The 13,116-nt window shown below is 37.2% G+C and carries 13 protein-coding genes; 6 read left to right on the forward strand and 7 right to left on the reverse strand.

Going from position 1 to position 13,116, the window contains the following annotated elements; genetic code table 11:
• Nucleotides 1-9: 9 nt before the first annotated feature.
• From B1NLA3E_RS19040 to B1NLA3E_RS19050, 3 genes are all read right to left on the reverse strand, one after another.
• Nucleotides 10-1,980: a flagellar hook-length control protein FliK gene (locus B1NLA3E_RS19040; RefSeq protein ID WP_015595445.1), complete on the reverse strand. Its 1,971-nt coding sequence runs from the start codon at nucleotides 1,978-1,980 to the stop codon at nucleotides 10-12.
• Nucleotides 1,981-2,194: 214 nt separating this feature from the next.
• Nucleotides 2,195-3,241, reverse strand: a complete 1,047-nt coding sequence (locus B1NLA3E_RS19045; RefSeq protein ID WP_015595446.1) for a protein-glutamate methylesterase/protein-glutamine glutaminase — start codon at nucleotides 3,239-3,241, stop codon at nucleotides 2,195-2,197.
• Between the two features lies 1 nt (nucleotide 3,242).
• Nucleotides 3,243-4,052 carry a CheR family methyltransferase gene (locus tag B1NLA3E_RS19050; RefSeq protein WP_015595447.1) on the reverse strand — a complete coding sequence of 270 codons (810 nt, stop codon included), beginning with the start codon at nucleotides 4,050-4,052 and terminating at the stop codon, nucleotides 3,243-3,245.
• 294 nt (nucleotides 4,053-4,346) lie between these two features.
• On the opposite strand from B1NLA3E_RS19050, the gene motA reads away from it, so the two are divergent.
• Together motA and B1NLA3E_RS19060 are read left to right on the forward strand one after the other, a co-directional pair.
• The gene (motA, locus tag B1NLA3E_RS19055; RefSeq protein ID WP_041580689.1) at nucleotides 4,347-5,132 is read left to right on the forward strand and encodes a flagellar motor stator protein MotA; all 786 of its coding nucleotides are present in this window, start codon (nucleotides 4,347-4,349) and stop codon (nucleotides 5,130-5,132) included.
• Nucleotides 5,125-5,859, forward strand: coding sequence for a flagellar motor protein MotB (locus B1NLA3E_RS19060; RefSeq protein ID WP_015595449.1), 735 nt, complete (start codon nucleotides 5,125-5,127; stop codon nucleotides 5,857-5,859). Before motA ends, B1NLA3E_RS19060 begins: the two co-directional genes overlap by 8 nt.
• Nucleotides 5,860-5,952: 93 nt before the next feature.
• Here B1NLA3E_RS19060 and B1NLA3E_RS19065 read toward each other — a convergent pair whose 3' ends face one another.
• The 3 genes from B1NLA3E_RS19065 to B1NLA3E_RS26080 all read right to left on the reverse strand — a co-directional run bounded on the left by B1NLA3E_RS19065 (nucleotide 5,953) and on the right by B1NLA3E_RS26080 (nucleotide 7,733).
• Nucleotides 5,953-6,567 carry a TetR/AcrR family transcriptional regulator gene (locus B1NLA3E_RS19065; RefSeq protein WP_015595450.1) on the reverse strand — a complete coding sequence of 205 codons (615 nt, stop codon included), beginning with the start codon at nucleotides 6,565-6,567 and terminating at the stop codon, nucleotides 5,953-5,955.
• Between the two features lie 18 nt (nucleotides 6,568-6,585).
• Nucleotides 6,586-7,308 carry a 4Fe-4S binding protein gene (locus B1NLA3E_RS19070; RefSeq protein ID WP_015595451.1) on the reverse strand — a complete coding sequence of 241 codons (723 nt, stop codon included), beginning with the start codon at nucleotides 7,306-7,308 and terminating at the stop codon, nucleotides 6,586-6,588.
• 158 nt (nucleotides 7,309-7,466) lie between these two features.
• On the reverse strand, nucleotides 7,467-7,733 hold the full coding sequence (locus B1NLA3E_RS26080; RefSeq protein ID WP_442852671.1) for a DUF5658 family protein: 267 nt from the start codon (nucleotides 7,731-7,733) through the stop codon (nucleotides 7,467-7,469).
• A gap of 334 nt (nucleotides 7,734-8,067) precedes the next feature.
• Between B1NLA3E_RS26080 and B1NLA3E_RS19080 the strand changes: the two genes are divergently transcribed.
• The 3 genes from B1NLA3E_RS19080 to katA all read left to right on the forward strand — a co-directional run bounded on the left by B1NLA3E_RS19080 (nucleotide 8,068) and on the right by katA (nucleotide 11,222).
• Nucleotides 8,068-8,409, forward strand: coding sequence for a helix-turn-helix domain-containing protein (locus tag B1NLA3E_RS19080; RefSeq protein ID WP_015595452.1), 342 nt, complete (start codon nucleotides 8,068-8,070; stop codon nucleotides 8,407-8,409).
• Between the two features lie 272 nt (nucleotides 8,410-8,681).
• The gene (locus tag B1NLA3E_RS19085; protein ID WP_015595453.1) at nucleotides 8,682-9,554 is read left to right on the forward strand and encodes a sulfite exporter TauE/SafE family protein; all 873 of its coding nucleotides are present in this window, start codon (nucleotides 8,682-8,684) and stop codon (nucleotides 9,552-9,554) included.
• A gap of 207 nt (nucleotides 9,555-9,761) precedes the next feature.
• Nucleotides 9,762-11,222, forward strand: a complete 1,461-nt coding sequence (katA, locus tag B1NLA3E_RS19090; protein WP_015595454.1) for a catalase KatA — start codon at nucleotides 9,762-9,764, stop codon at nucleotides 11,220-11,222.
• A gap of 86 nt (nucleotides 11,223-11,308) precedes the next feature.
• Here the strand turns inward: katA and B1NLA3E_RS19095 are convergent, their stop codons facing one another.
• Nucleotides 11,309-12,277 carry a bile acid:sodium symporter family protein gene (locus B1NLA3E_RS19095; RefSeq protein ID WP_015595455.1) on the reverse strand — a complete coding sequence of 323 codons (969 nt, stop codon included), beginning with the start codon at nucleotides 12,275-12,277 and terminating at the stop codon, nucleotides 11,309-11,311.
• Nucleotides 12,278-12,543: 266 nt separating this feature from the next.
• Between B1NLA3E_RS19095 and B1NLA3E_RS19100 the strand changes: the two genes are divergently transcribed.
• Nucleotides 12,544-12,990, forward strand: coding sequence for a Dps family protein (locus B1NLA3E_RS19100; RefSeq protein ID WP_015595456.1), 447 nt, complete (start codon nucleotides 12,544-12,546; stop codon nucleotides 12,988-12,990).
• Nucleotides 12,991-13,116 lie beyond the last annotated feature (126 nt).

Below are 13,116 nucleotides of genomic sequence, written 5' to 3' on the forward strand. Positions count from 1 at the left end.
GACTCCTTTCTAGGCAGAAAAGTCGACGCTTGATGCAGTCATTCTTCCAGCCACCCCGTATGTACTAATTACCATATCTTTTTCCATTTCCTTTTGATTTGAATCTCTCTGTTTTTTTGATCCATTCTGCGGTGAAGTAAGCGTTCGCTGCTCATGGGAATTACTGCCTCCCCCTTGTGAGAAGGTTGAATTCGTTTGAGATAGGTCAGTGCTTGGCACCGATTGCTGAGTGATATCTAGTTTTTGAACTAAGATCCCATGCTGCTGCAATGCCTGCCTCAAGTGGGGCAACTGGCCTTCTAAGGCTTCTTTCGCGAAAGATGTTTCCGTAACAATTTGAGCCGTTACTTTACCCTTCTCGGTTGTGATTTTGATCTGAATTGGTCCTAAATGTTCTGGATTTAATGCAAACCTAGCTTCAGTACTGCCTGATTCTTCAGGAATGGTTCTTAAAAACCCTCCAATCCACTCACTCACTTCCGGAACAAATTGAGAAACTGGAACGACAGGTGGCGGCACAAATGCCTTTTCCACACTCATTTTGTCGGGGTGTTGTAGGTTTTGATATACTGGTACTTCTGATGTATCGAAAGTAGGTTGCTCAACTTGATGTCTTGAAAATGAAGTTTTCTCAACTCTATTTTCAAGTGTTTCCATTACACTAGATACTTCATCTTGATTTAGCACGGGAGCCTGGAACTCTTTGCCTTCCACGGTTGACAGAATACTTTGTTTTTCAGATAATGTTGACAAAAAGGATTGATCTATTAGAGTTGAATCCACAAATTGTAGTGGACGATAGATAATATCCAGTTTTTGAATAGGGGTACCATTCTGCTGCAGTAACTGTCTCAAGTCGGACATTTGATCTTCTATCGCCTTTTTTGAGAGAGTTGTATTTGTTACTATTTTTGCAGCTACATTACCCTTTTCAACCGTAATGTTAATCTGAATAGATCCTAAATATTCAGGAATTAAAGAAAATCTGGCTTCAGTGCTACCGGATTGTTCAGGCAATGATCTAAAAAAACCACCAATCCATTCACTCACTTCCGGAACAAATTGAGAAACCGGAACGACGGGTGGCGGCACAAATTTCTTTTCGTCATAAACCTTATTAGGTTGATGTAACTGTTTGTTTACCATTATCCCAAGTGTATCTACAGTTGTTTGTTCATCCAGATGTTCTGTTAATGCAATGTCTCCATTAAAATGAATACTACTTGGTTCCTCCATTGGTTTCATTAATGGAATTTGGTCCTTTTCACTTACTGTGACTTTAACAACACTCGATTCTTCTACCGATTTTAGTAATGGATCCATTTCTACTCTACTTTTATGGGTTTCCATTCCTTTTTCGGTGCCTGTTACACTACGAAATGTATCAAATTCAGGCTGAATGTCATCGCCCAAAATATTAGGAATTCCATTCAGGTTTTGTTTTTCAGGTAACTTGAATTTATTTATTAATTCTACTACTTGTTCTACCAACTCAGTCGAGATTGATAAACCTGCTTTATCCAATTCCTCCGCCACTATCTTTAAGTTGGGGTTATTCATCCTAATTTCTGCTGTGCCCTGTTGGAGTGAGTTTAACATAGTTAAAACAGAAGTTGGTTGCGATTGACTAACACTCCCTATAGAATCGTTTATGGACAAGTCTTTCAGATCTGCAGGCGATATTTGAGCTTGCTGGAATCTAGCAGCTATTAAAGCAATTAAAGAGTTTATATTTCCAGAATCTCCAACATCCATATTTTTTGAATCATTCTTTTCAGTATTAGTTAAATCTGACATGCAATTTGAAGAATCCGCTTCATTTTGTTCTGATAATCTGGGTGATTTATGTAAGTTATTAAACATTTCAAATATTCGACCAAAGGAATTTGAAAGAGCATTGTTTTGATTGTTTATCTTTGGTTTTCCACCACCCAAATGGTTTGTTTGATTTATTTTGATAGGAATCGGAATGACCTCCAAATAAATAACCTCCTTTCATCCGGTTTTGGAATTCCAATTATGCTCAATTATAACTCATAGGCCCCTTTTCGTCATAAGTATTTTCGATGACAAACAATTTTTTCAATCTTTCTTTATCTATTTTTTGATAGTTTTTGTTTAAGCGATGAAAATATTTTTATAAATATTTCAAAAACCTTACCTATCAATATATCCATGTAATTTGTTCTAATGTTTAAACGAATTCTATAAAGGAATTAACCTCATCATAAATCCGTGATATAAGATATTGGCCATCTGCAAATCCTGCTTCCAATACCGACTTTGGCATTCCGTAAACGATACAGGACTCTTCTGCTTCCACAAAAACATAGCCACCATATTTCTTTACAAGTTCGCATCCTTTTGTCCCATCAGTTCCCATTCCGGTTAAGATGACAGACAACAGCCGATCCTTATAAATTTGGGCAGCTGACCCTACAGTTATATCAATGCATGGCTTATATAATGTTTGATCCATTTCTGGATTTTCGACTTTAAAAATAACTGTGCCATCCAATCTTTTTTTCAGTTTTGTTTGATAACCCGATGGTGCGATGTAAATAGTACCTGCTAAAACTACCTGGTCATCCTTGACTTCTTCCACATTCAACTGACACAAGTTATTAAACCGTTCCGCCAGTGGTTTGGTAAAACTCGGGGGCATATGTTGAGCAACTACAATCGGAATCGGAAAGTCTTTTGGAAAACGTGGAAGGATCGTTTGTAATGCGGATGGGCCTCCGGTAGAACAGCCTATGAAAAGGAGTTCAATTATCCGTTGTTTTCCTTTTTTACTTTCTTTAACTTTTGGTTGAAACATAATATCCGTTTTCGGTAGTGTCGCTTGTGCAACGGCCTTTAAACGTTGCAAAAACTCATGAATTTGCCTGTAGTCTTTCGAATTCTTGATTAGATTGTCTTTTAAAAAGAAATCAACTGCACCGAGCTCAAGTGCATCCAGCGTTTCAAGTGCACCTTCTCCTGTATAAGAGCTTAACATCACCACTGGAACTGGAGATATTTTCATAATTTGCTCTAGCGCTCTTAGACCATTCATTTCCGGCATTTCGACATCCATGGTGACAAGGTCAGGCATAAGCCGCTGAACTTTTTCAACGGCATCCAAACCATTCCTGGCAATTCCAATCACTATAAATTGAGGATCCTGCTCAAGTATTTGGCTAATTGCCCTCCTCATAAAGGCAGAATCATCTACCACTAATACACGGTATTGTTGCATTCTAATCAGTTTCCTTTCGATAATAAAAAGTCTTATCTGAGTCCACTTTTTTAAACCCTAAGTTCATATCCGTAATCGATTCTGCATGACCAAGAAATAAATAACCTCCCGGTGTTAGACATTTATGCAGGTTAAAGATCACCTGCCTGGTCGTCACTTGGTCAAAATAGATTAAAACATTCCGACAAAAAATAACATCCACCTTGCCAATTTGTCCTAATTGTCCATTGTTAAGGAGATTTAAATGCTCAAATTTAACCATTTTTCGAATCGATGGATTAATTTGATATCCGCCATTTTCCTCTAAAAAATATTTTTTCAGCAGTTTTTCAGGTATTCTTCGAAAAGCGAATGATCCAGAATGATACCACCCTTTTTCTGCCTTTTGGAGAACCTTTCTGTTGATATCCGTAGCGATGATTTCTATTGTACCTGGCAGAAATTTTCCTGAATCCTGAATCATCATTGCGAGCGTGTAAGGCTCCTCACCAGATGAGCAAGCTGCACTCCATATCCGTAGCGGCCGATCTCCTATTTTCTCCTTTAACTTGGGTAAAACAATCGAGCAACACTCAATTAACTGATTTTCCTCACGATAAAAATAAGTTTCGTTGATCGTTAGTAACTCTACGATAGCATCCCATTCCATAGTGGACTTTTTTAAATAATCACAATAATCTTGGTATGAAAGTCCTAGTTCGTTAACCCGTTTTCCTATCTTTTGTACTAAATTGGGAATGCGGTCAGTATAACTTAATCCGCAATAGTCATAAATTATTTGACTTAATCTTACCAGACCAATATCTTGCATTCTATCACCTTATAGTGTCTCTCAAAATTTAAAAAGTTGAGAGACTTTTATTTTCCTAACATTTTTAACTTTTGTTAAAAGGACATGGATGATTTTCTATGTATAATTTAAAAACTACTAGATAAATTATATTGCGTCAATTAATATTCCACCTTATTTCTTATATATTTTGATACATTTTGATAAAATTTACAAATAAACTCAAACTTTAATCAAAAAACATAATTGTCGAATTTTACTGTTTAGCGTAAAATGAAATCAGAATACCATTTTTCTAAAATAAAGGAGAAAGTAATGTCTATTATTGGAATTGTATTAGCACTCCTTGCAATAGGTGTTGGAATGGTTTTAAAGGGAGCTTCACTAGCGGCGTTAAACAATCCGGCAGCATTCCTCGTTATTTTTGGGGGAACGGTTGCCTCAATTATGGTTGCATTTCCACGTAGTGAACTAAAAAGGATTCCTTCCTTATTAAAAATTGCCTTTTTTGAACCTAAACTTCCACCCATGGTTGAAGAAGTTGCCAATCTAGTTAAATGTGCTGAAATTGCAAAAAAAGAAGGATTGCTCGCCCTAGAGGAAATTGCCAATAGTATAAAAGAGCCTTTTTTCAGAAAAGGACTTGAAATGATTATTGACGGTCACGATATTGAATATATTGAAGGAGTCTTAGTAGAAGAGTTGGAAGCGATTGATAAACGGCACAAAACAGGTGCACTGATTTTTACCCAGGCGGGAACGTATGCACCTACGCTGGGAGTACTTGGGGCAGTTATTGGGTTGATTGCTTCACTAGGAAATCTAGATGATGTGGAGAAGATTGGACATTCGATTTCAGCAGCCTTTATTGCTACTTTGCTTGGGATTTTTTCTGGTTATGTTTTGTGGCATCCGATTGCTAACAAACTGAGACGATTTTCCAAAAAGGAACAAGAATTAAAGATGTTAATTATTGAAGGGCTGTTGGGTATTTATCGCGGACTTTCTCCAAGGGCTTTAGAGATTAAATTATCTGTTTATATACCTCCGAAAGATAGAAAGAAGTATGAAAAGATCGTGGAGGAGAAACATCATGAGTAAATTTCGTAAAAGGCTGGATGATGATGATGATGAAGGTCATATCAGTGAATCCTGGCTCATACCCTATGCAGATATCTTAACTCTTTTACTTGCCCTTTTTATTGTTTTGTTTGCAGCAAGTAATGTTGATAAGGTAAAGTATCAATCAATTATGGAATCCTTTAAATCCGAACTTACAGGAACCAAAATTCCTGATAAAAATTCAGGGCTCTCTACTCAGCTACCGAATAAGAAGTCCGAACAAGTTTCAAAAGAAGAAAAAGGTGCCCAGATTGACCCTGAGCTTGAACAAATGAGACAACAATTGGAAAAATACCTGGCAGATAACCATTTAAACGCTGTAATCACTCTTCAAGATACAAAAAGAGGCATTGAAATCTCCTTACAAGAAGTGGTTTTATTTGATTCTGGGAAAGCGGATATAAAGCAGAATTCATATCAAACTTTGAGCGGCATTTTGGGGTTAATCAATACCGTTCCAAATCCAATTAATATTGAAGGCCATACGGATGATGTACCTATACATAGTTCATCCTTTCCTTCCAATTGGGAGTTATCTGGTGCACGAGCAGCTAGTGTGCTTCATTTTTTTGAAGCAAGAAATATTGTTGCAAACCGTCTTCAATTTACTGGATATGGGGAACAACATCCCCTCTTTCCAAATGATTCAGACGAACACCGCCAAGCAAACCGCCGTGTAACCATTGTCGTCCTAAGAAACAACTAAACAGGCAGTGCTTGCTTTAATACGTTAGTGTAAAATGTGGTGCCTGACCCCCAGTACTGTACAGTACTGGGGGTCAGGCACTATAATTACAATTTACAATAAGACGAGTCTCCCAACTGGGTTCACCAAAACTTTATTAAATAATTCCTCAATTGCTTTTAATTTTTTATAGGCATATTGTGGGTCCTCAAAATATGGTAGATGATAATGGATGTATCCTTGAATGCCAATAAGTAATATCTCGCTTAGTTCTTCGGGATAATCCAACATGAATACCCCCTGTTCAACACCTTCCTGTAATACTTTCGTCAACACTGGATGGAAGTGAAATCTAAATTTTTCTTCTAAGTTGCTATGAATCTTATTTGACCTATCATCATCAATATAACTAGAAAAAGGACTAGATTGTGAAGAGGGATTTATAAGTTTCCTCAATATAGTATTTATTTTTACAAAAGGATTTAGTAATGGATCATCACTAATCAATACAATTTCATGGACAAAATCAGTATAGTAATTGTCAATGATTGCCAACAGGAGCTCATCCTTTGATTTAAAATAATAATAAAAGGTCCCCTTAGCAATATTGACCTCATTGATGATGGCGTTGACTGACGTCTTTTCATATCCTTGGTTATTGAAAAGCTTTGTTGCTGTGTCCATAATTTGTTTTTTACGATCCTCTGGACTTTTCATTTCTCTAGTCATTTACAAAACCTCACTAATTCAATTCGTAAATTTGCACTGGATTGAACCAGTTTTACAAGCCCTCGTGCATTCTCCACATAAAATACATTCCATATTATTGGTATTATTTTTCTTAACCATTTCCAATACATCAATACTCATTGGGCAAGCTTTATTACATTGTTTACATCCCGAACATGTACTAGACCTTGCAACTAAACGGAGAGATGGATATGGCATGTGATTTTTGAATTTGGTCCCCACGATATTTAGGATAGACATAGGGCACAAATAGTGGCAGGAAGCTCTTTTACCAAGAATAAATGGTAATATTCCAATCCCAATTATGATGATGTAATACATTAATAAGTGGGACCAATGGTCAACTGAGACAATATTCTCTGTTAAATAAAAGAAATTAAATGAAGAAAAACCACCTTGAAGCAAAAGTACGTATATAAATATGGCTACCCACACCATACCTAATCCCAATTTAAATGTTCTCAGCCATTTGATTTCCTTTAATGGCTTATTGATGGTTTTATCAATAGCCTCCTGAAGTCCACCATAAGGGCAAACGTATGAACAAAAAATTCGGCCTGCGAAAAGTGAAAGGATAAACATTAATGACCAAATAACAAAGGCTCCTGTTGCTATTCCGTGGGTTGCTCCATCAATCACTAAATAAGGGGAGAAATAGTTTAGTAAAGCCGGCAATAACAAGAACATTAATAATAACTGAATTCGTCTCCAGTTTTTCATCAATATCTCACTCCTAGTCAATCTTGACATCGATTAATTAAGTTCATTATAAACCCCAGACCGACCGTCAGTCTATGAAAATCCCAATCATTCACAATATATTTAATTTTAACGCTTTAAAGCGAAATGAGGTGCCTGACCCCCAGTGCTTTACTGTATTACAGATAGGGAAGTCCGATTATCCAGAAGCAGTGAAGGATGAATATGATGGTGTATATACCAGATGCGAGGTAGGTTATTATTCTTGGGGATTTAGATTTTGGCACTTTTTTTAAGAAAATAAATAAATATAGTAAAAATGATAGAGAGAATTTTGAAAATAAAAATAAAATCGGATTGATTTCATATACTTTATTCATTATCGGGTTCATTTCTTGAATTAAGGAATTTTCCAACCCCACAAAAGTAATGATAGCGTCGAACATATTTAATAAAGATAAATAATGGAATAAAAATATCAACAGGGGCGCCTCCTTGTTCTTAATAAAGAATTATTAACCTGAAAATAATCTATAATTATAAGTTTATCTCGCGGATATTTTTGTTCTTTTTAAAGAACATCTTATGTTATTATATGAAAAAAGTCCAATGAGAAACACCTTAAGAAGGAACGGATTATCTCAATTTCACCAATCTATTTCCTGTTTTTTTATTGTTATTAATCCCACTTCGTAGCTCTATATAAGGAACAATTGGTTCTTTATATTACTATTAATCGACTCCTACTATTAAACAGGAGCTAAAGGAAGGTGAACAAATATGATCGGCCAACGAATCAAATATTTCAGGGAATTAAAAGGCTATTCCCTATCAAAGCTAGCAAAACTTGCTCATGTTTCTAAATCCTACTTGAGCCATATTGAAAGGGATGTAAAGAGTAACCCCTCTCTTCATTTTTTAATTAAAATTGCGGATTCATTAGAAATTAGCATTGACAATATAATTCTCACTCCAAATTCAGTAAATCAAACAGACCTAACTTTAGATGAAGAGTGGGAAGAGTTGATTTCCTTAGCAATAAATGAGGGCGCTAGTAAAGAGGAATTTTCAAACCACCTTAAACACCTCAAATTCGAAAAATGGAAAAATGAACAAAAATAAGTCTTTTCTATAAGAAAGGGTGTCTGCCCTCGGTTCGTTAGAGTATGAAACAACCGAATGGCAGGTACCTTTTCTTTTTTTATGGGCAATTACCCAATTTCTACTGGACTGGTGACCTAGATTGTTTGGGTTTCATAATATGGGTTAGAAAGTTTCTTAGAATTTGTTACTTTAAACACTAAGTCGTCACCACTCGTATTAATCCTTGGCTAATTTTTATAAAAGTTGTATTTGTAAAACACTCGGGCTGGTACGAAAAAGGAGATGTTTTTTTGAAAAAGTTGATCATTCTTGCGGTAATTGGACTTTGTGCTCAATTGGTAGACGGGTCGCTAGGAATGGCTTATGGTGTTACTTCCACTTCCCTTTTATTATTGTTCGGTATCGCACCAGCTGCCGCTTCCGCATCCGTCCATCTAGCTGAAGTCGTCACCACAGCAGCATCGGGTATTTCTCATATCAGGTTCGGTAACGTCGACAAAAATATTGTTAAAAGATTATTGATTCCTGGATCAGTTGGAGCCTTCATTGGGGCAATTTTTTTAGGAAGCATACCTGGTGATATTATAAAGCCTTACATTTCCTTATTTTTACTCGGACTAGGATGTTTTGTTATTTACCGATTTCTTTTTAAAAAGGTTGATGTAAAAGAGAAAAAACAGCCAGATTTTAATAAAAAGTTTTTTATCCCCCTAGGTTTTATTGCTGGATTTTTTGACTCAACCGGTGGAGGTGGGTGGGGACCAATCACGACACCTGTACTCCTTTCAAAGAACAATATTGAAACTAGAAAGGTAGTTGGCTCTGTTGATACTAGTGAATTCGCCATCTCTGTTTCTGCTACAATAGGTTTTTTATTTTCACTTGGGTGGGGTGAGATTAACTTCATTTGGGTCTTTGCCTTGATGATTGGGGGAATTATCGCAGCCCCGATCGCGGCATGGTTAGTCAAAATTATCCCTTCGCATTTGCTCGGGGTTCTGGTCGGAGGAATGATCATTCTTACAAATGTGAGAACGCTCCTACTGACTATTAATGTCTCAAGCTCAGCCATGCTCGCTATTTATAGCATTCTCTTCGTCCTATGGATTTCCGGAGTAATCTACGTAGTAAAAAAACTCAAAAAATACAAGGTTCAATATTAATTATCGAATTAATGCTGTACTGTATTAAATGGTGCCTGACCCCCGGTGCGTTAACGCGTTTAAGCGCCGATGGTCAGGTTCTTTTTATGCAATAAATGTCGGAGTCTTTTGTAAATATATTTGATGCTTATCTAATATTATCTTAAGTGTAATATCTTTCCTTCGTTTGATTTTCTACTAATAATGATAAATTGGGGTGATCCATTCATGACCAAAAAAAACAAGAAACTAACTACGAGTTGGGGTGCTCCTGTTGGAGATAATCAAAACTCGATGACAGCGGGATCAAGAGGACCAACATTGTTACAGGATGTTCATTTGCTCGAAAAATTGGCTCACTTTAACAGGGAGCGTGTTCCTGAAAGAGTGGTTCACGCAAAAGGTGCAGGTGCCCATGGTTATTTTGAGGTGACCAATGATTTAACGAAATATACAAAAGCGAAGTTCTTATCAGAAGTCGGCAAACGTACACCGCTTTTTGCCCGTTTCTCCACTGTCGCTGGGGAACTTGGTTCATCGGAAACGGTCCGGGATCCACGTGGTTTTGCTATAAAATTTTATACTGAAGACGGAAATTACGATATTGTTGGGAATAACACACCAGTATTCTTTATCCGCGACGCAATTAAATTTCCTGATTTTATTCATACACAAAAACGGAATCCACAAACACACTTAAAAGATCCAAATGCAGTTTGGGATTTCTGGTCCCTCTCACCTGAATCGCTTCATCAAGTAACAATCCTCATGTCTGATCGTGGAATACCAGCGACATTACGCCACATGAATGGCTATGGAAGTCACACTTTCAAATGGACAAATGATGCCGGTGAAGGAGTTTGGATCAAATACCACTTTAAAACAGAACAAGGCATTAAAAACCTAGCCTCTGACGTCGCAACAAAAATTGCTGGAGAGAACCCTGACTATCATACAGAGGACTTATTTAATGCAATTGACAAAGGAGATTATCCAACGTGGAAGCTTCATGTCCAAATCATGCCTTTAGAAGATGCTAATACGTATCGTTTTGATCCATTTGATGTCACAAAGGTGTGGTCACAAAAGGATTATCCTTTGATCGAAGTCGGACGAATGATGTTAAACCGAAATCCTGAAAACTATTTTGCAGAAGTGGAACAAGCCACATTCTCACCAGGTACTTTGGTTCCAGGTATTGATGTCTCACCAGATAAAATGTTGCAAGGAAGGTTGTTTGCCTACACTGATGCCCATCGTTACCGGGTTGGTGTTCAGCATAACCAGCTGCCAATTAATCGTCCTAAGAATGAAATAAACCATTACCAACGTGATGGCCAATCTCAATTCAATGATAATGGAGGCAGTTCGATTAACTATGAACCAAACAGTTATGGAGGCCCAACCGAAACTCCAGAAAATAAGCAGGCTGCCTACCCGGTTACTGGGGTGGCTGAAAATGTGGCGTATGACCACCATGATCATTTTACCCAAGCAGGAGACCTGTATCGCTTACTGAGTGTGGAGGAACGGACACGGCTTGTTGAAACCATTGTGGGTGCGATAAAGCCCGTTGAAAAAGAGGAAATTAAACTCCGCCAAATCGGCCATTTCTATAAAGCAGACAAGGAATATGGAAAACGGGTTGCAGAAGGACTTGGATTAACCGTGCCAAAAGAAGTACAATAATTCCTTTACTGTACCACTTTAAAGTACTATATGGTGCCTGACCCCCAGCGCGTTAAGGTATTGACATGTCGGGGCAGGCACCTTTTTTATGCAACTTCATTTCCTCTTCCTGGAACTGGTTTAAGATAGGATTTGTGAAGGAGATGACCAAAAAGTGATGCCAGCACTTGTTGAAATAGCATCCCGATCACGACAGGAACCGCAACAGCAGGCTCAAAATAGGAAACTGCTAAAACGGCACCAGCACTAATATTTCTCATTCCACCTGTAAACATTAGCGTAACAACATCTTCTCTATTCCATTTTAAAAACTTGCCGATCATCCACGAAAATAAATAACCTGATGCTGAGACAGTGAATCCCAGACCAGCAATGAGTAAAAGTTTCATATTGACGTGGATTAGATACGGTGCAACAACTGAACTATTAATCATCACCACTGCAGCAAGTCCCACTTTAGAAAAAGGAGCTAACTTCGTTCCCAGTTGTAGTTTGATCCTTCCCTTTGTCAGTTCATTCAACAACATTCCCAGAATAGATGGAAGCACGACCATCCCAAATAATCCCTTCATCATACCGAAAATATCGATTACAACCTTCTCCCCTGCGAACAAGGAAACACTAAACGGGACAATAAAAGGGGAAAGGAAAGTATCCACCAAAATAATCGAAAGTGCTAAAGCAAGGTTTCCTCTATAAATTGAGACCCAAATAAAGCTAGTAATCCCTGTTGGTATAACTGCCGCTAAAACAATCCCCGTTATCGTGTGAACATCTCCCCCGAATGTTACATTTCCAAGGAAAAATGCCCAAACTGGCATGATGATATGAAGAATGATGAGGACAGTGAACAAGCGCATTGGATGTCCGACAGCATCCTTTAGTGATTTAAAATTGGATCCTAAACTCCCAGAAAACGTCATAAAGGCAAATATCCAGGGGACTAAATATGACCAATGTTTAAGGTGATCTACCAAAATGACCCCAAATACAACACTTGTTGGAGTAATCATTGGCATTAATCTTTCAAGAAATCGGTTTATTTTTTGAAACATCTCATTCGCTCCAGTAATTTTCTATTATTAATGAAACCATTTTACTCCTATAGTCAAAGAATGAATAGAGAAAAACGCCTTTTTCACGCGTTAGCACATTAATATAATGAAGGGTGCCTGACCCCCGATACGGTGATACGTTAATGTGCACAATTGTGATTGTGTATTTTGTCACAAACTAGACAAACAGTTGTGCAATTTGAAAGAGGAGAATCTCCCTTTTATTAGAATTAATATAGGTACACCAAAATTAAGGAGGAATTCCTATGAAACAACAACTTGCAACAGTCCTTAACAAACAAATTGCCAATTGGTCCGTATTGTACACTAAACTCCATAATTTCCATTGGTATGTAAAAGGTGAGCAATTTTTCACTTTACATATCAAATTTGAGGAACTTTATAATGAAGCTGGCCTACACGTAGATGTCATCGCTGAACGTTTACTCTCTATTGGTGGAAAACCAGTTGCGACGATGAAAGAAAATCTTGAAACTGCATCTATTAAGGAAGCCACTGGCACAGAATCATCCCATGAAATGGTTCAGGCTATTATTAGTGATTTTACTTTGATCACTGGTGAATTAAAAGAAGCCATGAGCTTAGCTAGTGAATTAAACGACGAAACAACTGGAGATATGCTTCTTGCAATCCACTCTGGGCTTGAAAAGCATATTTGGATGCTTACAGCATATCTTGGTAAAGCTGTTTAAATATTTAGACCTAATCCCTTTGTCCAACATGATCATATGTTGGACTTTTTTTAACCTCCAGTTACCTTATTTATAATTATTATTAAAAGATATTGACTTTCATGTAACTAAATATTATTATTTTAA

The sequence above is a fragment of the Bacillus sp. 1NLA3E genome, from assembly GCF_000242895.2.
Classification (GTDB): domain Bacteria; phylum Bacillota; class Bacilli; order Bacillales; family Cytobacillaceae; genus Bacillus_BU.